The sequence below is a fragment of the Desmonostoc vinosum genome (assembly GCF_059505385.1).
Window position 1 is genome coordinate 48,632 of record NZ_JCACKM010000001.1, and the last position, 22,365, is coordinate 70,996.

General features: G+C 41.5%; 20 protein-coding genes and 3 pseudogenes. 10 read left to right on the plus strand and 13 right to left on the minus strand.

All coding sequences use genetic code 11. The features are described 5' to 3' along the window. Positions 1-84: 84 nt before the first annotated feature. Positions 85-4,398: a DUF4347 domain-containing protein gene (locus tag AC5JMF_RS00250; protein ID WP_495793711.1), complete on the minus strand. Its 4,314-nt coding sequence runs from the start codon at positions 4,396-4,398 to the stop codon at positions 85-87. A gap of 926 nt (positions 4,399-5,324) precedes the next feature. Here AC5JMF_RS00250 and AC5JMF_RS00255 point away from each other — a divergent pair. Continuing rightward, complete coding sequence (locus AC5JMF_RS00255) at positions 5,325-6,770, plus strand: NAD(P)/FAD-dependent oxidoreductase (protein WP_495793712.1); 1,446 nt, start codon at positions 5,325-5,327, stop codon at positions 6,768-6,770. A 62-nt stretch (positions 6,771-6,832) separates the two neighbouring features. Here the strand turns inward: AC5JMF_RS00255 and AC5JMF_RS00260 are convergent, their stop codons facing one another. Both AC5JMF_RS00260 and AC5JMF_RS00265 read right to left on the minus strand, forming a co-directional pair. Continuing rightward, complete coding sequence (locus AC5JMF_RS00260) at positions 6,833-7,012, minus strand: type II toxin-antitoxin system RelE family toxin (protein ID WP_495793713.1); 180 nt, start codon at positions 7,010-7,012, stop codon at positions 6,833-6,835. A 75-nt stretch (positions 7,013-7,087) separates the two neighbouring features. Further along, positions 7,088-7,498 (minus strand): hypothetical protein, encoded by a 411-nt coding sequence (locus AC5JMF_RS00265; RefSeq protein WP_495793714.1) that lies wholly within the window; start codon positions 7,496-7,498, stop codon positions 7,088-7,090. A gap of 336 nt (positions 7,499-7,834) precedes the next feature. Here AC5JMF_RS00265 and AC5JMF_RS00270 point away from each other — a divergent pair, with 336 nt between their 5' ends. After that, positions 7,835-8,011: a hypothetical protein gene (locus AC5JMF_RS00270; protein ID WP_495793715.1), complete on the plus strand. Its 177-nt coding sequence runs from the start codon at positions 7,835-7,837 to the stop codon at positions 8,009-8,011. Between the two features lie 31 nt (positions 8,012-8,042). Here AC5JMF_RS00270 and AC5JMF_RS00275 read toward each other — a convergent pair whose 3' ends face one another. The 4 genes from AC5JMF_RS00275 to AC5JMF_RS00290 form a co-directional block, all read right to left on the minus strand. Continuing rightward, a complete protein-coding gene (locus tag AC5JMF_RS00275; RefSeq protein ID WP_495793716.1) occupies positions 8,043-8,300 on the minus strand; it encodes a type II toxin-antitoxin system Phd/YefM family antitoxin in 258 nt (85 codons plus the stop codon). Further along, positions 8,297-8,608 (minus strand): type II toxin-antitoxin system RelE family toxin, encoded by a 312-nt coding sequence (locus AC5JMF_RS00280; RefSeq protein WP_495793717.1) that lies wholly within the window; start codon positions 8,606-8,608, stop codon positions 8,297-8,299. The genes AC5JMF_RS00275 and AC5JMF_RS00280 overlap by 4 nt, the downstream gene beginning before the upstream one ends. Before the next feature lie 278 nt (positions 8,609-8,886). After that, complete coding sequence (locus AC5JMF_RS00285; protein ID WP_495793718.1) at positions 8,887-9,498, minus strand: hypothetical protein; 612 nt, start codon at positions 9,496-9,498, stop codon at positions 8,887-8,889. A gap of 231 nt (positions 9,499-9,729) precedes the next feature. After that, on the minus strand, positions 9,730-10,023 hold the full coding sequence (locus AC5JMF_RS00290; protein ID WP_495793719.1) for a hypothetical protein: 294 nt from the start codon (positions 10,021-10,023) through the stop codon (positions 9,730-9,732). A 540-nt stretch (positions 10,024-10,563) separates the two neighbouring features. Between AC5JMF_RS00290 and AC5JMF_RS00295 the strand changes: the two genes are divergently transcribed. The 6 genes and pseudogenes from AC5JMF_RS00295 to AC5JMF_RS00320 all read left to right on the plus strand — a co-directional run. Further along, positions 10,564-11,442 (plus strand): ABC transporter substrate-binding protein, encoded by an 879-nt coding sequence (locus AC5JMF_RS00295; RefSeq protein ID WP_495793720.1) that lies wholly within the window; start codon positions 10,564-10,566, stop codon positions 11,440-11,442. A 5-nt stretch (positions 11,443-11,447) separates the two neighbouring features. After that, the gene (locus tag AC5JMF_RS00300; RefSeq protein WP_495793721.1) at positions 11,448-12,128 is read left to right on the plus strand and encodes an ABC transporter permease; all 681 of its coding nucleotides are present in this window, start codon (positions 11,448-11,450) and stop codon (positions 12,126-12,128) included. Positions 12,129-12,164: 36 nt separating this feature from the next. Then, a complete protein-coding gene (locus tag AC5JMF_RS00305; protein ID WP_495793722.1) occupies positions 12,165-13,241 on the plus strand; it encodes an energy-coupling factor ABC transporter ATP-binding protein in 1,077 nt (358 codons plus the stop codon). A gap of 446 nt (positions 13,242-13,687) precedes the next feature. Then, a pseudogene (locus AC5JMF_RS00310) lies at positions 13,688-13,762 on the plus strand (DUF433 domain-containing protein); the annotation flags it as partial. Positions 13,763-13,772: 10 nt separating this feature from the next. Next, entirely contained in the window at positions 13,773-13,982 is a 210-nt protein-coding gene (locus AC5JMF_RS00315) for a hypothetical protein (protein WP_495793723.1), read from the plus strand. Then, positions 13,933-14,052 (plus strand): annotated as a pseudogene (locus AC5JMF_RS00320) (DUF433 domain-containing protein); the annotation flags it as partial. The gene AC5JMF_RS00315 and the pseudogene AC5JMF_RS00320, both read left to right, overlap by 50 nt. Before the next feature lie 9 nt (positions 14,053-14,061). On the opposite strand, the gene AC5JMF_RS00325 reads toward AC5JMF_RS00320, so the two are convergent. The 5 genes and pseudogenes from AC5JMF_RS00325 to AC5JMF_RS00345 all read right to left on the minus strand — a co-directional run bounded on the left by AC5JMF_RS00325 (position 14,062) and on the right by AC5JMF_RS00345 (position 18,464). Then, positions 14,062-14,754 (minus strand): type 1 glutamine amidotransferase, encoded by a 693-nt coding sequence (locus AC5JMF_RS00325; RefSeq protein WP_495793724.1) that lies wholly within the window; start codon positions 14,752-14,754, stop codon positions 14,062-14,064. A gap of 60 nt (positions 14,755-14,814) precedes the next feature. Beyond that, positions 14,815-15,408, minus strand: coding sequence for a TetR/AcrR family transcriptional regulator (locus AC5JMF_RS00330; protein ID WP_495793725.1), 594 nt, complete (start codon positions 15,406-15,408; stop codon positions 14,815-14,817). Positions 15,409-16,362: 954 nt separating this feature from the next. Then, the gene (locus AC5JMF_RS00335; RefSeq protein ID WP_495793726.1) at positions 16,363-16,572 is read right to left on the minus strand and encodes a TOBE domain-containing protein; all 210 of its coding nucleotides are present in this window, start codon (positions 16,570-16,572) and stop codon (positions 16,363-16,365) included. A 217-nt stretch (positions 16,573-16,789) separates the two neighbouring features. Further along, positions 16,790-16,900 (minus strand): annotated as a pseudogene (locus AC5JMF_RS00340) (Crp/Fnr family transcriptional regulator); the annotation flags it as partial. 361 nt (positions 16,901-17,261) lie between these two features. Further along, positions 17,262-18,464: an XRE family transcriptional regulator gene (locus AC5JMF_RS00345; RefSeq protein ID WP_495793727.1), complete on the minus strand. Its 1,203-nt coding sequence runs from the start codon at positions 18,462-18,464 to the stop codon at positions 17,262-17,264. A gap of 448 nt (positions 18,465-18,912) precedes the next feature. On the opposite strand from AC5JMF_RS00345, the gene AC5JMF_RS00350 reads away from it, so the two are divergent. Both AC5JMF_RS00350 and AC5JMF_RS00355 read left to right on the plus strand, forming a co-directional pair. After that, entirely contained in the window at positions 18,913-19,377 is a 465-nt protein-coding gene (locus AC5JMF_RS00350; RefSeq protein ID WP_495793728.1) for a hypothetical protein, read from the plus strand. Positions 19,378-19,457: 80 nt separating this feature from the next. Further along, the gene (locus AC5JMF_RS00355; protein WP_495793729.1) at positions 19,458-19,832 is read left to right on the plus strand and encodes a hypothetical protein; all 375 of its coding nucleotides are present in this window, start codon (positions 19,458-19,460) and stop codon (positions 19,830-19,832) included. Positions 19,833-19,861: 29 nt separating this feature from the next. On the opposite strand, the gene AC5JMF_RS00360 is transcribed toward AC5JMF_RS00355, so the two are convergent. Next, positions 19,862-22,216, minus strand: coding sequence for an arylsulfatase (locus tag AC5JMF_RS00360; protein ID WP_495793730.1), 2,355 nt, complete (start codon positions 22,214-22,216; stop codon positions 19,862-19,864). Positions 22,217-22,365 lie beyond the last annotated feature (149 nt).

Genomic DNA, 22,365 nt, shown 5'->3' on the forward strand with positions numbered 1-22,365 from the left:
CGAGTAACACATATAAAATAACGATCGCCCCTTTTACAGATGCAGTTGAAGCGATCGCCATTTAATATATAGTTGGCGCGCGAATTACGCTTGAATCATAAAATCGCTAGCAGTTAAACTTGGCTTGCCATCGAGAGTGGCAAACTGACCACCAGTGCCAAAACCAGGCGCAGTACCATTTTCGTTATAGAACAAGCGTCCATTCACAGCATCGTAGACAATCTTGGCACTGCTAATGCCCTCCAAAATAGTCAATTGGAACAAGTCAAAACCAATACTCTTAAAATCACCTGCACTACTGAAACCATTTCCGGGATTAGAACTAAGGACACTGAAAGTGGTTTTATCCAAAACAATCTTGTCACCTTCAGAACGCTTGAAGTCAGTAATTTTATCGATACCAACACCAGACTGAGTGAAAGTAGCATTAGTGTTGAAAAGGAATCTATCAGCACCAGTTCCACCTGTTAGCACGTCATTCCCCGCACCACCAGCGAGAGTATCATTCCCCGCACCACCGATGAGAGTATCATTGCCTGCTTCGCCACGCAGATGATCGTTGCCACTCTTGCCATCGATTCTGTCATTACCGCCTTGAGCGTTAATTACATCATTGGAATTGTCAAAACCAGAGGTGTTGTTATTCAGGTCATTGAGGAACGTCACCGCATTCTTTTGGAAGATGCCGCTAGCATTAAAGTTAGCATCGAAGACATCAAAACTGTCGCTGGGGCTGGTTTGTCCATCAAACAGGATATTGGCTAAAGCCGGTCTACTACCTGATGCGGGCAGATTATCTAGGTTTTCCAGCTTGAAGTTTTGCACTATGACTTTGGTGTTGGCAACATTATCAAAAGTGACTTCTAGATTGTTGCCATTTGCAGTTAGTAGCAGATTTTTAGCACTTAAGCCAGTACCAGTAAATTGCAGCGTGTCAATATTGGCGATTACTGTTGCATTGGGATTTGTACCTTTGCCAACACCGCCAAAGTCGGTGATGGTGTCAGTGCCATCGCCAGGGCGAATAATAAAGGTGTCTCTTCCACCACCACCTGTAAGGGTATCGTTACTAGCTTTGCCATCAATAATATTGTTGCTAGCTGTGCCTTTTAGAGTATCGGCATTGGGAGTTCCCGTTAAGTTAAGGGGAGTGATACTCAAATTAAAGATATCGCTGACACTGGCATTAGCTGTGTCCTTGGCAGTAACTTTGACGTTGATGTTACCGACATTGGCGGCTTTTGGTGTGCCACTGAAGGTGCGGGTGTTGGCGTTGAAGGTTAGCCATGAGGGTAAAGGATTGCCGTTGTCAAGAGTGGCAGTGTAAGTTAATGTATCGCCTGCATCGAGATCATTAAAGGTGTTGGCATCAAAAGTGAAGTTGAAGACACTGTTTTCTGTGGTAACTTTATCAGGAATCGCATTGGCAACAGTTGGCGGTTTGTTGGCCTCGATAGTCAAATTTACCGTACCAGTGGTAGTTCCACCCTGACCATCACTAAGGTTGTAGGTGAAGGAATCAGTACCGTTGTAGTTAGTATTGGGGGTATAAACAACGAAATCATCGCTCAAGTTTCCAGGAGTGCCGTTATTGTTAACTACAGCCGTGCCGTTAGTGGGGTTGGTAGCAATACTGAAGCTGAGGGGATTTCCGTCAGCATCGCTGTCGTTAGCGAGGACATTAATATTTACAGGTCTATTTTGATTAGTAGTAGCAGTGTCATTAACAGCCACAGGAGCAGTGTTGGTAGAAACCTGTATCGGCTGTCCATCGCCGAAAATTGTGGTGGTTGTGTAGGTGACTGAGGCACCAGGATTAATCACAAAACCTCTGCCTAGAGCTAGGGTGATATCGTAGGGAGCGGAGTCGACAAATTGGTCACCATCGCTATCACCAGTGATATAGTTCCTTAAGGACTCACCCTCGTAGATTTGCTCACGTAACAAGGAAAATCTACTGATTTCATAGCTACCAGGCAGCGAATTTCCCCCTAGTGCTGTAATGCCAACAAAAGTGCTGGGTGTGGTTGAGCTACTCCCAGAATCGGTCTCAAATAAAATTTGCTTGCCATCCTGGCTCAAAAGACCACCTGCATCATTATCGCTACCATCAAACTCCAAGTCACCATCTAGATAGCGAATCAGTTCTAAATTAACGGCTGTGGAACCTGGGTTAGTGATGGTGTAAGTCTGGATGAGTTGACCACCTGTGCGTGTGCCAGAAGTAAACTGGTCACTGACCCTTTGATCGAGAGCGAAGTTTAAACCTTTGTAAGTAAACTTACTCTGAGCGTCGGTCGGGTTGATGGCAGTATAAATAGCATTGGTGAGTGCAGGTGTCTCATTCAAAATCTCATCTTCAAAAGATAAGGCATCTCGTTTGCCTGTATCACCAATGCGAATAGCCACAGCAGAGGCATAAATAGTATCGCCTGCTTTTAGCTCACCCACAGGATCGTAAGTAGCATCACTAGAAACAGCTGAACTAGTGGTAGAGCCGAAACTGCCATAGGGGTCAAGCTTGACCTTAAAGCCACCATCACCAGGAGCGGTGGCCAAGGTAGCAGAAAACCCGACATTATATTGAATATCCAGAGTGTAGGCACCAGTGTCGCCATCACTACCGCTATCGGCAACCGATGGATCGTAGTCCTGATTATCAGTATCACTCACACCAATGTAGTAAGTGCCAGTGGCGGTAGGAGTAAAGGAAATTAAGGAATCATCCCCATCAAAGTCATTGTTGCGTTTGATTTCATTGCCTGCTGAGTCGAACAGCCGCAGGTAAGAATCAAGGTCGGAACCAATTGACTGGGCAGTAATGCTAAAAGTAACAAAGTCTCCTGCATTCAGTTGGACTTTATATAAGTCCACATCTTTTCCAGCGTCAATGTTTAAATTGTCGCCGATAAAGCCGTTGCTAGAAAAACTTCCCCCTCCATTGATTCCCGTATCGATCGCTTGCGAGAGAATGTCATTAGGTTCAACGAAGTTAGTTGCCTTAACATCAAACTTCACGTTGTAAATGCCTGTTTTGCCACCACTGCCGCTACCCTCGGTTTCTGCGCTGTAGTCATTGTTGCTAAAATCGCTCACGCCAATGTAATAAGTGCCAGCAGCACGGGCAAAGAAGCTCAACCCAGAGTCACTCCCCAACAAGTCATCGTTGCGTTTGATTCGCTCGCCTGCTGCGTCTAACACCCGTAGGTATGAATCTAGAGCAGAATCAATCGATCGTGCATCAATCCCAACTGTGAGGACATCTCCAGCGTTGAGTTGAACTTTGTATAAGTCAACATCTTTTTTGGCATCAATATTCAAATTATCGCCGATGAAGCCACGATTGGAAAAGGTTCCCCCTCCATTGATTCCCGTGTCGATTGCTTGGGAGAGGATGTCGTTCGGTTCAGGACGAAAGTTAGGAAGACTAACATTAAGCTTGATGTTGTAAATGCCAGTGTTAGTCTCAGTAACACTACCACTGCCCGCAACCGATGGATTGTAGCTTGTGTTCTTGGAGCTACTCACGCCAACGTAGTAAGTACCAGCAGTGCGAGCATAGAAGTCTAGCCCAGAGTCACGACTGTCTATGTCATCATTTTTGACAATTTCATTTCCTGCTGAATCGAACAGCCGCACGTATGAATCGAGGCCGGAACCAATCGCTCGTGCATCAATATCGATGTTGAGAAGCTCTCCAACGTTGAGTTGAACTTCGTATAAATCAACATCGGTAGGATCGTCGCCAATGATACCACTGCCGAGGAAAGTTCCGACACCGTTGATTCCTGTAGCATTTGCTTGGAGCAGAGTATCGTCTGGTTCAGCAAAAACTCCAGTATAAGTGTCCATGACTTGGGGGGAAAATGCTCTAGCATTAGTCATTTCCCCAGTGGCGATTTCTAGTTGCCAATCGCCTCCCTTGAGTTGGCTACCCGTGAGCTTGGCAGAAGCCATAATTTCTGCGCCTGTAAGTTCGTGCAATCTTTGAATAAATTCTGCTCCCGCATCGCCTGCTGCCACGTTACAGCCATAGAGGAGCAAATGCACACCCAAAGTAGAGGAAAACCAAGTTCTTAGCTGCTGGGCATAATGTTCTAAATTATCTAGTCCCAAGTGGGAATTACCTAGATATAAGTTACCCGGTGAGCCGTGGCAAACGATGTGAACAGCGCTTAGGTGCGAACATTTAGCTAATGCTGCGGCAATTTGGCTGACACCATCACTTGATGAGTCGAGTACTAAGATTACTGCTTTTGATACTGCACCTGCAATTAGCTGCTGATAGTTATCAACATTTGGGTCAATGACGATCAGGTTTTCCGCTCTGATGTCAATATTCTCAGATGAAGTGCCATTGAAGGGGTTATTGCTGTTGTTTTGAGATCTGAGAGCCATAATGATTGGTTTCCTTTGGTAAATATTTGGTAGTAAAAAGTAACTCTTGATTCGAGACTGGGTTAGAACTGGTGAAGCCAAGTTTGCCGCTCTTTGACTTCACCTGCTTTGTGTCCAAGGCGATCGCCTCAAGTTAACTTATGTATAAGCTGGCTTTTTCGTCTGCCCATAAACTCATACATCCACTGCTCAAACAAAGGTGCGAGCGAGATGTGAATTGCGATCGCACCTCAGTTCTCATAAATACTTTGCTAATCTAAACTTCTTAGGGACTTTTACGGTTCTTGTTTTATATAAAAGTAAAAAGTGTTACTTTTAGAGACTTGCAGTATACGAGATTACAGGATATCAACAGCATAGTCAATGTTTACTATAAAATATCCCACTTTTCTTACTTTTCTTACCTCAGTAAATTAGTGAATTTACGCAATCAATTTTTGCAGATGTGTTTAATAACAAAACAATTCAAAATTCAAAAAGCAGAATTCAGCAAGTCCTACTTAGGAGCGATCGCTACTCATCCCACTTCACCAGCGCTCCATCCACACACGCAATCCCCCACTGGGGAAACTTTGCCAAAAGATTTATACAAGAGGTCTAATACTAATTCGTAATTCGTAGTTCGTAATTCGTAATGACGCGACGCTCCTGCGTCGCTAACGCTTCGCTATCGAGGACTCGCTACCGCTGCGCTAACGTAGTTCGTAATTAAGAAACTCTTATTTAATATGGGTTTCGGATTTTGAATGTGTAGCCGAATTTTAGAGAATTGGTATAATCTATATGCCAAATTTTAGAGAATTGGTATAACTAGCCTACTTTCAGTATTTTTCAATTGTTCTAAATAAACAGCAACGAAGATCATAATTCTGCTACATCTTTGTTAAGAAAAGTTACAAGTCTCTTAACACAGGGAAATATTTTTTATGGTAGTTTCACTAGAGAAGAATGCACCACATCAGGTTGTAATCATTGGTGGAGGCTTTGGTGGACTTTATACAGCAAAGACTCTCAACAAAGCGAATGTCAATGTTACTCTCATCGATAAACGTAACTTTCATTTATTTCAGCCGCTTTTATATCAAGTTGCGACAGGTACGCTATCACCTGCTGATATCTCCTCACCATTACGAGTTGTATTCAGGAAAAGCAAAAATACTCAAGTGTTGTTGGGAGAAGTAAATGATATCGATCCAGAAACCCAAGAAGTTATTCTCGGTGATAGAACAATACCCTACGATACATTAGTTATTGCCACAGGTGCTAACCATTCCTATTTTGGTAAGGATAACTGGAGACCATTGGCTCCTGGCTTGAAAACAGTTGAAGATGCGGTAGAAATGCGTCGCCGGATATTTTCGGCATTTGAAGCGGCAGAAAAAGAAACCGATCCCGAACTACGCCGTGCTTGGTTGACCTTTGTAATCGTCGGTGGTGGCCCTACAGGTGTAGAATTAGCGGGTGCGATCGCAGAATTGGCACATAAAACTCTCAAAGAAGATTTCCGCAACATCAACACCTCAGAAACTCAGATTTTGTTATTGCAAGGGGGCGATCGCATCCTCCCTCATATGGCTCCACAGTTATCAGAAGTAGGAAAAGTATCCTTGCAAACGTTGGGTGTGGTAGTCAACACAAATACCAGGGTGACGAATATTGAAAATGATATCGTTACTTTCAAGCAAGGCGATCAAGTTCAAGAAATTGCCTCAAAAACTATATTATGGGCAGCAGGTGTGAAAGGTTCCTCTATGGGGCAAGTTCTAGCAAACCGCACAGGTGTAGAGTGCGATCGCTCTGGACGTGTGATTGTAGAACCAGACTTGACGATTAAGGGTTATAAAAACATCTTTGTTATCGGAGATTTAGGCAACTTCTCTCATCAAGATGGAAAACCCTTACCTGGTGTTGCACCCGTAGCCAAACAACAAGGAGAGTATGCAGCTAAACTCATTCAAAAACGCCTTCAAAGTCAAACGCTACCACGATTTCGTTACAATGACGTAGGCAGTTTGGCAATGATTGGCAAAAATTTAGCTGTTGTAGATTTAAGCTTCATCAAACTCCAAGGTTTCCTTGCTTGGATATTTTGGTTAGTCGTTCATATCTACTTCTTAATCGAGTTTGATACTAAATTACTAGTAGTATTTCAATGGGCATGGAACTATATCACTCGTAGTCGTCGCTCTAGGTTGATTACAGGTCGAGAAGCTGTGGAAGAAGCAAAAACTGTTAACAACAGCACTAATTTGGCGACTAAAATCGCTAACTCTCCCACTCAACCAACACCTCATTCAAAATTGCAATCTTACACTGCGGATATCGAGGTAGCAAGTTCCTGGTTAACATCACCAAAACTGAATCATCATTAAGATTACCACGGTCGCCCCGCTAAGACATACAACATGTTCCGCTTACCTTGCCGCAGATAACCTCACGGTTCATACGCCTCACTGCGATGTGCGATCGCTATCACAAATACCTGCACTAGTTCATCGTCTATCGAATAAATGACCCTGTAATCTCCGATTTGGTAGCGATAGTACCCTGCATAATCTCCCTTGAGGGCTTTGATATGAGGGTGGAACTGGGGAGTTTGCTCTAACTGCTGCAAACATCGGGCAATTTTTTTGCTAAAGCTTTGTCAGCATTGATATAAACTTTTTGGGCATCGGGATGGAGAACAACTTCATACATCAGAGCGAAGGTTTCTCCAGGGTGTGTAAAGGGTTTTAGGGGTTGCTGATGAGTGCTTAACTCGCTCTAGCAATCCAGGAATTGCCAAAAGTTCTTGGGTTGCAGCTTCGCTTTCAGCATTTGCTAAATAAGCCGCAAAATCAGCAAGCACTTGTAATCGCTCTGGCGAAAGTTTCTTGAGTAAGGGAAAAACCTCATCTAGAGGTGTGATATCACCAGCAGCAATTTCCTGCCTTACGATCTGGGCTATCCGATCCCACTGCTCGTCCGTGGTAGATTCAAACTGAGCTTTCCATGTCTGCTCATCCTCCATCTCTCCAAGGAGACGAACTGCGATCGCATCCTGCTCGTCAGCAGGTAAAGTTTTCAATTGGGCGATCGCTTTTTCGAGTAATTCGGTCATTGCAAAAGTACTCCTACCAAAGAGGTACTAACCATTATCGCTTACCCAATTACTGAAAGCTTTATCATCCGGCTCATAGCCTTTTTAAATGAAGGCTTTAAATGAAGGCGATCGCAACTATGCTAAAAAAGACTCTAAATATAGATGCAACACAAATTCATCAAATAATTTATGCCTCTAGCTGAACTTTTACCTCTGCTTCAAGAATTATCTCACTCTGACAAGCTCTTGCTATTAAATTTCCTGGTAAGCTAAAAAACATCTAAAATTACATAATCAAATTAAATAAAACTCTTGTGGTGTGGGCATCTTGCCCGCCCTAATTATGCAAGTTATATGTGGAACAGCTTAGCTGAATTGTTGAAGGAATCGGGTTTAGTTCCATTAGACACTCAAGGTAGGGTGTCTAGTCAAGGTTTATATGATTCTTTTGAAGCTGCTGATGTTTTAGCAAAGGCATTAGCAGAGGAAAATTCTGAATCGGCGTTTGAGATTAGCCCTAAAAAAGCGTGAGTAGGAAATCAGCTTTTTTAGAACACGGTTGTTATACTGCGTATTTAGCCTTTATCTCTTCAATGCTTATGCCTTTTCCCTCTTTCAAACTTTGACGAGCTTGAGCAATCTCTGCTTCAAAACGCGGATTGCACAGCATTAGTTCTTCCCACCAATCTTCCGCATCCTCTAACCCAATCAAAATGCCTACAGGTTGTCCATCACGGGTAATAATCACGCTTTCCCTCTCGGCAATTTGTAAATAACCTGACAGGTCATTCTTGACTTCATCAATTGAGACTTGCTTCATTCCTCTTTCCTACCAAACTCGGCTAACCACCTCATTGCCTCCGATTTCTCTCGAATCCGAAGGACTTCTACTGCGCCATCTCCATCATCAGTGTAACTCACATCGTAGAAGGCTCGCAGGTCATCAATCCGCAACCGATATTGAGGTTTTTGCATCTTTTGAAGGCGCTTGATCCGGCTCTTGCTCGTTTTTTCTGGTTCGTATCTCAGAAATGTCTCAATTGCATCCAAGGCTTTTGCGCGATCGCTAGCTTTCAGGGCAGCGATATCTTCTTCAGCTTCGGGTGAAAAAATAATCTCGTATCTCACAATGACTCATTGGTTTTATGCATCCATAGCCGAGCAGTATAACGGACTGTGCTTAACCTTTAAAATTCCCTACACTGAGCTTTCCATGTCTGCTCATCCTCGATTTAGCAAGGAGACGAGCAGCGATGCCTGCGGCGGGCTACGCCTACGCGTCCTGCTCGTCAGCAGGTAAAGTTTTCAATTGGGCGATCGCTTTTTCAAGTAATTCGGTCATCACAAAAGTACTCCAACCATTGAGTTACTAACCATTATCGCTTATTCAATAGTCAGATTCTTCTTCAATACTTTTGTATTTTTAATTCACATTGTTGAAAAATATAATTCACCGCAGCAAACAATTTCTCTAAGTCTTGAATCACATATAAATTTTTATTCCGAGTAAATACATCAGCAATCAACTTTCCAAATTGCCATATTTTCCCGTTAGAAACAATTCCAAAAACATCGCTAACAAAATCATCGTTAATTCGCTGTACTGCAATCATTTCAGCTAAACACTGACCCCAACCTTCTTCAAATTTGTCTTGTTTAGCTTCAACTGTTAAAAAATAAGGTTTATCAAAAACAATCGTTCCTAGAGGATTTCTTTGTGCCACTGTATAATCTGGAATCCCTGACAAATCTTCATCGTAAGCTAATATTTCATGACTCCAAAGTGTTAATTTACTTCGGTAATGTTTCCATACTTCTTTCAATACTGGATAGATAAGATTTTCACAAATAGCATCTTCAGAATTATCAATAACTCCATCTAGAAATAGCAAATCTATCTCTTCTTTAAAAGATTGTTGAATGGGAAAGTTTACTTCTAACATAAAATTAGACTGCACATACTTAATTTGAAATTTTTTAATGACTGCACTAATACTTTTATAATTACTAAATGCCATTTTAATTTACCTTTTTTGAAAAATATGTTCTCATTGAAATGCAGGTAATATTCAGCATTCCCATTATCAAGTTAGCATGGCTTTATCATAAACGGGGTAACTCATTTTTTACTCTATTGCGATCAAAACTTGGCGTACTGTACCTTCACAAAATATTACCGTTGAATCTACTTCATCAGGAAAAAACCTAGCAGTGTTTTTAGAACTTAATTCAGCGCCTTTCATCAAGTATCATTGAGCGAGAAAGTCATAGACTTTATTGATTTTTGATTCAGATCCATGTCCTAACTTTGCTCCAAAGCGATAACCCAAATTGTTCCACGTAAGAACTGCATTCAGGGTTTCGTTAGTATAAAGTCTTCGCTGTGGAGTTACATTTTCCCATCCAATTTTGAACTGCGCCCGTCTTCGATTATCAGGAGGATTGCGATTGTCTCGATTGTAAGTTAATTCACTAAAAATCTTTTCGTAAAAAGCTTCATTTTGCTGAACTTTTGGAGGGTTTGAGGAAGCTAGGGTTGGCATACCTAAGCCTAATACGTTGTTACAAAGATAACTTATTTCAAGACTATCAATTGCGATCGCTAATAAAAATCTAATGATTAATATGTGGCACGAGTACTAAAATCTTTCATCATTTATATAAAAGTAGAAAATTTTCTGTATATATAAATACACTATTTCTCAGAAAATACAAGGAAAAACTTTTTATTCTAAGCAATTATTTTGGCAATGTGTATGGTATACTTGCTGCAAGAGGGATAAAAATCTGAAATTACTAGACTTCTTGCAAAAACAAAAATCTGGCAAGTAAAGGAATACAGCCTTATAAAGCTAGATATGCATATTTGCAATCACCTGAAGTCAATGATGTAATGCTCCCAAGGGAGCGGTAAAGGGCGATACTCCATAGGAGTCACTTCGTAAACACAATTAAAAATTCTCAACTGTTATGACATCAGTCGTAGCAAATAGTTTGTTGAATAATTCCTGAGTTTAGTTCCTCAAAATTCAACCCACTAGACATACAACATTTCAAGGTTGCATCAGATACCGAGAGGTTTTATGGTTCAGAGGATGATGGGTGCATTTTTAGTAAGTTGGTTGGTACTTCTTTATGTCGGCTGTAGTAGTAACCCAGTCAAGCTAGAGGCAACTACTGGACAAGCCCCAGCGAAGAAAGATGTGATAGTGGCGATGACAACCAGCATAGAAGATAGCGGCCTCTTGGATGATTTAGTTCCTGTAATTGAAAAGAAAACAGGATACAAGCTGAAAACCATTTCTGTTGGTACTGGACAGGCTTTGGCTCTGGCTGAAAAAGGTGAAGTTGATGTACTGTTTGTAAATTCGCCCAAAGCCGAACAAAAAGTGTTGCAGGACGGTGCAGTAATTAATCGGCGGTTAGTGATGCACAATGACTTCATTATTGTCGGGCCGACTGCTGATCAGGCAAAGATTCAAGGGAAAAAGGATGCTGTAGAAGCCTTCAGTCTGATTGCCAAAAACCAAGCGTTATTTGTATCACGGGGCGATGACTCAGGAACTCATAAATTGGAGAATAGTTTATGGAAACAAGCTAGTATCACACCAACTGGCGCTTGGTATCAGCAAACAGGTGCGGGGATGGGGCAAACCTTGCAAGTCGCTAATGAAAAACTGGGATATACCTTAGCAGATCGGGCGACATATATATTTCAAAAGAAAAACCTGTCTTTGCCTGTACTGGTGGAAGGAGACCGTAAACTGCTAAATCTTTACCATGTTATGGAAGTCAATCCCCAGAAATTTTCCAGAGTCAACACTATAGGAGCTAAAGCCTTTAGTGATTTCCTTTTGTCCTCTGAAGGACAAGCGCTGATTGCAGCTCATGGAAAAGACAAGTTCGGACAACCACTGTTTTTTGTTGATGGTGGTAAGACCGAAAAAGATTACGGATTTTAAAAGGAATGATGAAAGCTATTGAACTCTTAGCTAGTGGTGAGCGCGATGTTTTTCAAGTGATGGCGCTGACGCTCATAGTGTCTGGAACTGCTACAGCTATGAGTGTGGCACTGGGTATACCATTAGGATTATGGCTAGCTTTAAAAGACTTCTCGCTCAAGCAGGTGTTAACTAGCTTAGTTAACTTTGGTATGGGATTGCCACCAGTGGTAGTAGGTTTAGGGGTGAGCCTATGTTTATGGCGATATGGGCCACTGGGAAACCTTGAGTTAATGTATACGCCCATAGCGATGATTGTAGCCCAAGCAATTATTGCTCTGCCGATTGTAGCTAGCTTAAGTTTTGCAGCAATTCTCAGTATCGATCCAAAACTGCGCTGGCAACTTTTATCAATGGGAGCGACGAGCTGGCAAGCAAATTTGTTGCTGATTAAGGAAGCACGGTTAGGGTTAATGGCTGCTGTGATTGCCGGTTTTGGTCGTGTTATCTCAGAAGTTGGCGCATCGATGATGGTAGGCGGCAATATCAAAGGACAGACTAGAGTCTTGACTACAGCGATTGTGATGGAGGTGGGCAAAGGTAATTATGATGTGGCGATCGCAATTTCATTAATTTTATTGATAGTCGCATACAGCGTGATTGTGTTGCTGACCATCTTGCAACATAACAAGTCTAGTAAACTCTAGTTGCTTCCTTATAAATGTGCGTTTTTGGAGGTCTCTATGAACGAATATGTCCTAAATATGCAGCAAGTTACCGTAGGTAGCAAAGCACGTAAAAATATTCTTAATATTGAAAACTTTGCACTACGTCCTGGGGAACTTGTAGCGGTGCTTGGCCCAAATGGTGCTGGCAAAAGCACGCTGTTAAGGACAATTAATTTATTGCATCCTTATCAAGGCAAAATGCAATTATTTGGACAGGATGTATGCAATGCCAATCAAACACTCTTACGTCGTCGTTCTGCTTTGGTATTTCAGGAGAAGTTACTGTTAAATGACACTGTATTTAATAATGTAGCTAGAGCATTAATGTTTCGTGGGACATCAGCAAAAGAGATTAAGCACAAAGTACATACTACACTTGCTGATTTTAGCTGTGAACATCTAGCAAATCGTTCAGTTCATTCATTGTCGGGTGGGGAGGCGAAACGTGTTTGTATTGCTCGTGCGTTAGTAACCGATCCAGAACTGCTGCTTTTGGATGAGCCTTCTGCCTCTTTGGATCTGGGAATACGTACCGAGATGATAGAGAAAATTAGACAATGGGCAGAAGTAACAGGAGCATCGGTAATATTAATCAGTCATAATTTTACAGATATACTACGTTTTGCGGAAAGGGCGATCGCTTTATTCGACGGCTGTATTGTACAAGATGATAAATTAGAAACCCTCATCCGCCGACCAGCTAACGAGCAGCTTGCAAGACTGGTAGGTATAGATAACATTATTCCGTGCCAAGTAAAACAGAGTAACCGTGGTTATTCTATCAAGCTGGCAAACGGAATCAAATTTTCCTACCCTGGAGAAATCAAAAAGTCAATTACAGCATGTTGTTTGTCTAGCGATACTTTCAATCTGTGCGATGCAAGTTCTGCAATGCAGCACAAACCTTGGTCAGTAATTATTGAAGGGCTAGTAGAACGAGTTTTAAATGGTATAGGGACTTATAATATTTGGGTGAAAGTGGGAGAACAAACTTTAATCGCCAGAGTGCCTCAAAATCATATATCAGGCAATTTGCATCGTCATGAAACGATTAAGCTAGCATTCAATGTTGCAGATGCACATTTTGTGTAGAAAAAATAGCGTTACTGACCCACCGCAGATAAACTCACAACGATGGTTTGCACGCCTGGCGATCGCATTATAGTACGGATAGCCTTAATTTCCTGCTTCAAATTATAGCTTTACGCCACACTTTTCCTGATATCAAATAAATTGCGCGATCGCGTCAGATTAGTCACTTTATTTGACCGTTGCAGCGCAGTGTTAGGCTACTCTAGACTTAGAGACATACCATACAGCTTATAAATTACGTTTAATGTGAATTAAGTTGGGAAAAATTGGTCTTGCTGATGTCATAAATCTTTGCCCTCACCCTAAATCCCTCTCCCAATTTGGGAGAGGGACTTTGAAATTGCTCCTCTTCTCCCAAGTGTGGGAGAAGAGGTTGGGAGATGAGGGCTATTGTTGCATTCATCAACGGTATTCTAATTCACATCAGACGTAAATTATAAATAAACATGAGCTATCGTGACATCATTACTATAGAACCCGACAAACGAGGTGGTAAACCCTGTATTCGACGAATGAGAATCACTAGACCTCTTGCAAAAGTCGGATACTCGCCAGAAAATAAATTTTCTGGCTGATAACTCAAGTCGGTTGAAACCGACTAATAACAGTATTTTTAGTCCGTTTCAACGGACTTTTGCTATTAGGCAGAGACTTGAGTCTCTGACGGTTCAAGTATTTTTGCAAGAAGTCTACTGTTTACGATGTTCTGGGTTGGCTAGCAGCAGGTATGTCTCACTCTGAAATCCTAGAAGACTTTCCTGAGTTGACAGAAGCAGATATCAGCGCTTGCTTAGAATTTGCTGCTCAATAATAATTTATTTCATAAAGTAGCAAAATAATCTAAAATTTTACACATCGCAGTATTTATCTTACTAAAATCATCATCCCGTGCCAGCATTTCTTTAGGGTTCTGAATATATTTACCTGCAACTAATTCCGAAGCGCAATTTTCAATAATTTGACGAACGCTGTCTTGAGTTGATTCAAGATGAAATTGTAAACCTAATACTCTATCTCCATAAATAAAAGCTTGATTTGCACATACTTCACTATAGGCTAGTCGTATAGCACCTGTAGGCAAGTCAAAAACATCACCATGCCAATGAAACACAGTGAAAGACTCAGGAAATGAAGCAAAAACTTGAGAGTTTTGTGCTTCTGTTGTCACTTGAATTGGATACCAACCTATTTCTTTTTCCTGACCTTTGTAAACCTTAGCACCTAAAACATCAGCAATTAATTGCGAACCTAGACAAATACCAATAACTACTTTATTCTGATTGATTGCCTCTGCAATAAAATTTTTTTCTAAAGTTAACCAGGGATACTTATCATCGTCGTAAATATTCATCGGCCCACCCATTACTATCAACCAATCTAGGTCATTAACAGATGGTAAAATCTCATCGTTATAAAACTTAGTTGCAGAGATAATATAATCTTTCTTTGTCGCCCACTGTTCAATACTAGCAAGTCCTTCAAAAGGTACGTGTTGTAAGTAATGAATTCTCATCCCTGACTGCTCCGAACTCAATTGCAGTATGATTTCTTCTATTAAATCACATGATAGATTTTATGTAACACTGGATTTTGGTGCAGTCTGGATTAGAGTTGCTGCTACTTTTTTTGCCTGTGAAGCAGTTGACCAACTTCCTTCCATCATCGCAACCACGATCGCACCTTGTACTAAAAGAAGCAGTTGTCTAGCTAACTGTTCTGGTAATGAAACTTCTGCGGCTTGAGCTAGGCTCTTAATGTAGTGATAAATCGATTGTTGATGTTCTAATGCTACTCGATGTCCAGGGTGGTCAGCATTGGCTAATTCTACTGATGCATTAATAAATGCACAACCTCGGAAATCTGGGCCCTCAAACCATTCCCTCAAAGCATCAAATATCGCTAATAGTTGTTGGGATGGGTTAGAAGCTCGTTGTTCAATCGTGGTTTTGAGCCATTCACACCATTGTTCATCCTGTTGTCGCAACCATGCTTCAATCAATGCATCTTTTGACTTAAAATGATTGTAGAGTGACATTTTTGCAACGCCGGATTCTGCGATAATTCTGTCAATACCGACGTTACGAATTCCCTCTCGATAAAACAAACCTGATGCCGTATTCAGGATGCGATCGTGAACAGATTTACGGGTTGTTTTCGGTTTATTCATTTAGATTACATCCTTGAATAATGTGTAATACTTAAATGCCTGATCAATAAAAATGATCAAAATTTTCCCAATTTCATAATTGTTTAAACTGCAAACTTATCTAGCTTTTTGAATTGACAGTGTCAAGGTAACAGAAATTGGAAATTAGAAAACACCCTTAACCACTCTTTGATTCTTGTAAAGATCAGGGTGTTTCATCTAGATAGATGTTGAGTTGAGTTTGCTTTATTCAGTTGCCTAAACTGCAAACACTGTTATCGATTACTTATTCTATTTTTTGATTTACCAAAGCTTTAGATTCTTTATAAGAGAACGTTTAACCCAATAGTAATTGATGAACTGCAAGCAGACCAAAGTCTCCCTAAACTCACAGTACTGCTACCGATCAAGTACTTCTACAATCCTCCAGAAACTTGTAGAGCAAGACCATCAGTTCATCTAACTATTGGTTAACTTATGGGATTTGGTTTCTTCACTACAGCGCAAATGCTTGGAGATCCTTTGTGCTTTAGCGATTTAGATTCCCTATAAATAAAGAATATCATACATTTGGCCAATTTACTTGCGCTAGCCAATAAATTTACAAACAGTATTCGTAGTTACAATTAGTTAATGACTAGAAAGTCTGAAAGCTAATAATTGTGTTGTTGATGTTATTTTTAGTCGAGCAAATACTGCTCATTGCTCTTTTTATATCTAGTTAGAAGAGTCTATCTATTCAAGTTAAGGAATATTTAATATATCTAATAAAAAAGATTGTTTAACATAGACAGAATTGTCTATTTATTAAAAAATTATCACTATTGTAAAAATCGCTACTATTGGTCAAAATAGGATAATTTATTCAAATATGGGATAGTTAACGAGGTTTGTTCCCAGTTGTAGAAAAGTTTTAGCAAAACTAAAATTAAAAAGGGGCAAGCTGCCCCTTACTTAAGAATGTCAATAATTACATTAGTCTACAGCAATCATGACATCCGATGATTTTACTATAGCGTAGACTTGTTTACCTTCAGAAAGTTTCAAATTTTCTGCCGATGATTTGGTGATAATTGCAGTTACCTCTACCCCTAGTGCTACTTCTACTGTCACTTCAGTATTTACAGAGCCGACGATAACGTTTTTCACAGTTCCTTTGAGAGCATTACGAGCGCTAACTTGCATTTTCTAACTCTTTTTGGTATTTTTCTTTACCTATAAATAATAACAAGTAGTTAAATTAATATGTATGGCTATAGATAGAAAATACAAAAATTTTTACTATTCCTTAGTATGGTAAATGTACATAAACAATTTACCAAATTGTTTGGTAAATACCAACTCATTTGGTAATAAAAATTCTACAAAGTAGTTAGTTTAAGTTTAACTATTTTTTAGACTGTTATTTGCTGACACACAAGATGATTTTACGCTTGTGGCGTAGCAGGCTTCCCTCTTGCTCAAACTGCTGTAGAAGACGTGTTACAGTTACTCTTGTTATATTTAAGACTTCATAGACAAATTCAGTGAATTTTTAAGGGTGCAAGCAAATAAACCACCTAACCTACCCAAACATCCGTCAGGTGGTAGGTATCAAGCATTATTGATATTAAAAAAACACCTTATGTATTATTACCAAATTTCGAGATATTTACTTACCAACAAACTTGGTAATGGGTAATTGGTAATAGGCCAATTACCAATTACCCATTACCTGCACTTCTAGGGGCGGCTTTCGATGAAAAAACGAAATACTCTGTGTTTTTACTCCTAACTCAGCACTCAGCACTATTTCTTGAGAGCGATCGCAGCAGAAATTCAAATTTACGCATTCTTCCCTAAACCAGACAACCAACCTCGCATTGCAATCTACTCTAAACAGTTGCTACAACTTCCCCGATTCTGCTGATATCGTAGCCGCCGAGTATTTCAAATTGTGAGTGAACCATCCGATGTCCCAAAGTACTAAGCAACTGCTGTACTGGCGCAACTTCGAGATATTCTTTGAGAATCACTAAGTCGTATCTTGATTGATGTAGAGGGACAAATCCTAGACCAAAGGCAGTAGCTACAGATGCCATACTGATACCTGCATCGGCAATTCCTAGAGCTACAGCTTGGGCAACATCTTGGTGACTTGTGACAATATGGTCAAAACCTTGGACAGCATGGAACGGTATTTGCTCTTTTTGGAGTGTTTGTTCCAAAAGTAAACGAGTACCAGCACCAGTTTCACGGTTGACAATAGTAGCTTCCTGTGACACTAAATCTGTAACTGTTCTGATTGACATCGGATTACCAGACTTTACTAAAAGTCCCTCTTCCCAAACACCGAGGGTAATCAGAACTGCTTGCCTTCCAGCCAGAACATCTCGAACAAAAGGAGTATTATACTCACCAGTCTGGGGATCATACAGGTGCATCCCAGCAATGTGCGCCTCACCTCGGCATAGACTGTGTAATGCAGACATGCTATTGGCAAAGTTAAATTGCACTCGCAGTTGGGGATGCCAACGTTCGGTGGCTCTCGCCCATAATGAAATCACAGGTGCACAGCCAGCAATCACAACTGTGTTGTGAAGTGTGTCTAGATTATCGTCCAAAAGACGTACTCGAACTTTATCTGTATCTGTTTGACCCTGACTCTCTCCCTCCGTGTACCCTTCGGGGAACAGCAGTTTGCTTATGCCGGGAAACCCGTTCACCGCAACTGCTTCACCGTCGGCCGGAATCATATCTTGGCGAAATGCATCTTTGCCAATTAAGGGATAAGCTACCCATTGTCCTCCCACGCGGGCCAGACTAACTCGCGTCTGCTGACCAGCAGGAACAGGTTTGGCAAGCACTGCTTCAATTTCAGGTAAATCCCGCTCTAACCAGAATAGATCCTCTACTTGACAGCCAAGTGCCTTTGCTAAACGAAGTGTGATGGTTACTGAGGGAGCGTATTGTCCCGACTCTACACCACTAATAGTCTGACGGGTAACACCAGCTAGATTAGCCAAATCTTGTTGGCTCATACCTAGACGGGTTCTAATTGACTTCAAGTTATTACGGAGATCGTTATCCTGCTTCATTGGCTTGAGCTAATGTACTCTAGGTTTCTAAAAGCCGTAGCGGATTTAAAAAAGCATCTGCCAAGGCGAAAGCATGGTCTAGTAGTTTATATTATTTCTCTTGGACTAGATGAGTGTGCTTTCGCTGTTTTGATTCCCTATATTCAAAGAATATCATACCTTTTGCAATTTTCCTTGCGAATCGCAATTTTTTTTGCTGTAGATTGTTTTTTCGCTGCTGGTCATAACTCAAAACTTCCTAATCATCGATAACAAAGGATTTAGCGATATTTGGTTATTACCAACTAAATTGGTAAAAAGTAGCCCTCAATACAGTTTTAGAAATTGATTTGGGCTTTGATGCTTGATAGGTGAGTTATACAAGCCGTAACGAATATACCACCAACTAATGATAACTCTGTGAGGTAAAATTTACCTCACTAAAAATACTGTTTTTACTTAGAGTCATATGCAGACATCTATTGCACAATTAGGTATCTACCAGGTGTGCCACTCCTCAGATGAAATTACAGTTGTTTGCGCTATAGCAATGGAGAGAATAATGATTACCGAACAAGACTTAGCTCAACAATTTAACGTAATTATTGAACATACTCACCCACGTGTATGGAAATTATTACGCCAATGTTATGTGAAGGTGATTAATCCTAAACCTTACTTAACAAGAGCGAATATCAAAATATGTATCCGTCATAGACATGCAAGATACATTGGAATTTATTGTCCTGACAGACTGATTAATGCGGTAGTAGCAGAAAAAAACCTACTGAGAGAAGTAGCAGAATATGTGGGATTAGTTGAGGTTGTTTGTTTAAATGCTAACAACTTGGTGCGCGATCCTTTGTCAAATCTCAAACAGGCTTATCCCCACTTGTGGTTAGACTTACTTTGGATTCTTACTCAAGAACAATAACGCTAACTATGAGAATTGCATCTCTGTTGTAATCGTCCTCTTAACCACAGCTTTTGTACTTTGCTGCATGTTAAAATCTTATGAATCAACCATGCCTACCTCCAGATGATTTGCCTTCACATCAAACAAGAAGGGTGAGTGAAATACTATTTAGGCAACTTGAAGAAGCAACTAAAAAAAGCTTTTTCTTGGCGTGCGACAAAATGACACGTATTTTATTATCTAGTTGTCATTGGTATTTTCAAATCAATAGTGGCATTTTGACATTAATCATGATTTGTCACGATATGGAAAGTTATCGTCAGATCATGAAAACTGTTCCTCATTTTGCTGATCAGTTAAAACAGTTTACCAACATAGCTAAGATTACTGTTAGTTCTCCAATTGACAAAGGGATACCGTGGGTACTCAGAATAGATAACATCTTGCCTGATGGGGATATACCCAGTAGCTGATGTATAACCCAGAAATAATTCTAGGAAAATCACTGTCGTGCCATAATAGTACGCACTTCGGCTTCTCTATCTTGAATCAAATCTCCACTAACATCCACTATCACACTATGAATCTTGCCCGTAAACTTGAAGGGCGGTTGATAATCGGGTGTTATCGGTGCGCCAGGGGCTATCCCACAGGTGACGCCACTGGTTAGACCTAGTGCTAAGGGAGTCGTCACCGGGACATCGGCTTGCCCGACCAATTTCTCATCGATATACAGTTGAGCGCGACCTGGTGTTCCCTTCCCCTTGGCTAAATCTGCTTGACCCGTCACTTTAAACTCAAAGCGCAACTGGTGACGACCTTCTGGGACTGATGAGCCAGACTCAACATGATAAAGCGATCGCGCTACATAGTTATGAACCCAGTGCAGTTTACCATCTTTGAGATAAAAGGAGTAGCCACTATCATTACCCCCGTGAGCAAGTAATACTCCTTGTGCGCCACCCGTGGGAATCTCCATGTCAGCCGTAATACTATGGGGACGATTTAAGACTTTGACGGCACTATTGGCTGGAATCGCCTGAGTGTCAGGATAGTAAATATAGCGGCTACGATTGAGAGCAATCTGAGGACGTTCTTCTGCAAATCGTTGTACACCCCTTCCATCCACAGGCAAAACATTATATTTCCCTGCTTCTACATACCAAGTGGCAATCATCTCAATCAGCTTAGGGCGGTTGTCAGCAGCAATATCGTGATTTTCGGCAAAATCTGACGCGACGTGATACAGTTCCCAGTGATAAGTATCTAGGTCTGTCAAAGTTTGAGCTGAGATTGGTGTACCAAAAAACTGACCTGCTTCTGTAAATGAAGCACCAGGCCAAGGACAAACCGCCCGCCAGCCATCATGATAAAGAGAGCGATGTCCCATCATCTCGAAATACTGGGTAAGGTGCTTAGTGGGTACGTCAGCATTATTAAAAGTATGGGCGAAGCTGACACCTTGAATGGGGGATTGAGTGACACCCTTAATCGTTGTCGGTGGTTCAATTTCTAGTAGCTCAAGTACTGTTGGTACAAGATCAATGGCATGGGCATACTGAGTAAGGATTTTGCCTTTTGCCTCAATGCCTTGAGTCCAATGGACTATCAAGGGGTCACTGATTCCACCCCGATAAGTTTCCCGTTTCCAGCGACGGAAAGGCGTATTACCTGCCCAAGTCCAGCCCCAAGCGTAATGGTTGAAGGTCTCTGGGCTGCCTAGTTTATCCAGTGCTTTGAGATTTTCCTCTAGGGATTCTGGCACATTGTTAAAAAACAGGTTCTCATTAACCGAACCAGTGGGCCCACCTTCAGAACTTGCCCCGTTGTCTGAGATGACCATAATTATAGTATTGTCGAACTCGCCGATCATTTTAAGGAAGTCGAGTAAGCGACCGATGTGGTGGTCAGTATGGGTTAAAAAACCTGCAAAGACTTCCATCATGCGGGCATAGAGACGCTTTTCTGCTGCTGAGAGAGTATCCCAGTGGGGAACATCGGGATCATGGCGGGAGAGTTTAGCATCGGCAGGGACGATCCCCATTTGCTGCTGACGGGCAAAAACTTCCTTCCTGTATGCCTCCCAACCATGATCGAACTTGCCTGCGTAGTCATCAGCCCATGCTTTCGGTAGATGATGAGGGGCGTGCATCGCACCAGGACAGAAATACATGAAAAAGGGTTTATTTGGGGCAACCTGCTTGGCATCAGCGATAAAGCTAATTGCCTTGTCTACTAAGTCTTCGGTCAAATGGTAGCCTTGTGCGGGGGTCTTTTCTGGCTTAACGGTGTGGTTGTCATAAACCAAATCTGGATAATACTGGTGAGTTTCTCCTCCGAGAAACCCATAAAAACGTTCAAAACCGCGACCGAGAGGCCAGCGATCATAGGGGCCGGCAGCAGAGAGCTGGTCTGAGGGGGTTAAATGCCATTTTCCGATCGCATAGGTGTTATAACCCTTCTGTAGTAGTATTTCCGAGAGAAACCCATTCTCAAAGGGAATATTCCCATTACTACCTGGATAACCGGTAGACACTTCTGTAATACAGGACATAGCATTGGAATGGTGATTGCGCCCAGTTAGAAGGCAAGAGCGGGTGGGTGAACACAACGCCGTTGTGTGTAGATTGTTGTAGCGCAAGCCATTGGCAGCTAGTGCGTCTAGATTGGGTGTTTTAATAGGACTTCCGTAGCTCCCAAATTGACCAAAACCCGTATCGTCGAAGACGATAAATAGCACGTTTGGTGTGCCTTCTTTGGCTCGTAAAGGTTCTGGCCAAGCAGGACTGGAACGATCAACAGTCCGTTCTATTACACCAGGGAAAGTATTTCCAGGTTTGTATTCACGCAGCGACATAGACTTAAACTCCTATTAAATAATTCGTAATTCGTAATTCGTAATGACGCGACGCTCCTGTGTCGCTCTAAGCGAAGCTATGCCGCAGGCTTTACGCTGACGCTCGAGGACTCGCTACCGCTTCGCTAACGCTAACGCTATCGCGGACT

Excerpts from the sequence above, each read along its gene's own strand:
- AC5JMF_RS00300 (WP_495793721.1), top strand. The coding sequence starts at position 11,448 with ATGATGAAAGCTATTGAACTCTTAGCTAGTGGTGAGCGCGATGTTTTT.
- AC5JMF_RS00345 (WP_495793727.1), bottom strand. The coding sequence starts at position 18,464 with ATGAAGCAGGATAACGATCTCCGTAATAACTTGAAGTCAATTAGAACC.
- AC5JMF_RS00275 (WP_495793716.1), bottom strand. The coding sequence starts at position 8,300 with ATGAAGCAAGTCTCAATTGATGAAGTCAAGAATGACCTGTCAGGTTAT.
- AC5JMF_RS00355 (WP_495793729.1), top strand. The coding sequence starts at position 19,458 with ATGAATCAACCATGCCTACCTCCAGATGATTTGCCTTCACATCAAACA.
- AC5JMF_RS00335 (WP_495793726.1), bottom strand. The coding sequence starts at position 16,572 with ATGCAAGTTAGCGCTCGTAATGCTCTCAAAGGAACTGTGAAAAACGTT.
- AC5JMF_RS00255 (WP_495793712.1), top strand. The coding sequence starts at position 5,325 with ATGGTAGTTTCACTAGAGAAGAATGCACCACATCAGGTTGTAATCATT.
- AC5JMF_RS00330 (WP_495793725.1), bottom strand. The coding sequence starts at position 15,408 with ATGAATAAACCGAAAACAACCCGTAAATCTGTTCACGATCGCATCCTG.
- AC5JMF_RS00250 (WP_495793711.1), bottom strand. The coding sequence starts at position 4,398 with ATGGCTCTCAGATCTCAAAACAACAGCAATAACCCCTTCAATGGCACT.
- AC5JMF_RS00270 (WP_495793715.1), top strand. The coding sequence starts at position 7,835 with ATGTGGAACAGCTTAGCTGAATTGTTGAAGGAATCGGGTTTAGTTCCA.
- AC5JMF_RS00265 (WP_495793714.1), bottom strand. The coding sequence starts at position 7,498 with ATGACCGAATTACTCGAAAAAGCGATCGCCCAATTGAAAACTTTACCT.
- AC5JMF_RS00295 (WP_495793720.1), top strand. The coding sequence starts at position 10,564 with ATGGTTCAGAGGATGATGGGTGCATTTTTAGTAAGTTGGTTGGTACTT.
- AC5JMF_RS00325 (WP_495793724.1), bottom strand. The coding sequence starts at position 14,754 with ATGAGAATTCATTACTTACAACACGTACCTTTTGAAGGACTTGCTAGT.
- AC5JMF_RS00360 (WP_495793730.1), bottom strand. The coding sequence starts at position 22,216 with ATGTCGCTGCGTGAATACAAACCTGGAAATACTTTCCCTGGTGTAATA.
- AC5JMF_RS00285 (WP_495793718.1), bottom strand. The coding sequence starts at position 9,498 with ATGGCATTTAGTAATTATAAAAGTATTAGTGCAGTCATTAAAAAATTT.
- AC5JMF_RS00305 (WP_495793722.1), top strand. The coding sequence starts at position 12,165 with ATGAACGAATATGTCCTAAATATGCAGCAAGTTACCGTAGGTAGCAAA.
- AC5JMF_RS00290 (WP_495793719.1), bottom strand. The coding sequence starts at position 10,023 with ATGCCAACCCTAGCTTCCTCAAACCCTCCAAAAGTTCAGCAAAATGAA.
- AC5JMF_RS00350 (WP_495793728.1), top strand. The coding sequence starts at position 18,913 with ATGCAGACATCTATTGCACAATTAGGTATCTACCAGGTGTGCCACTCC.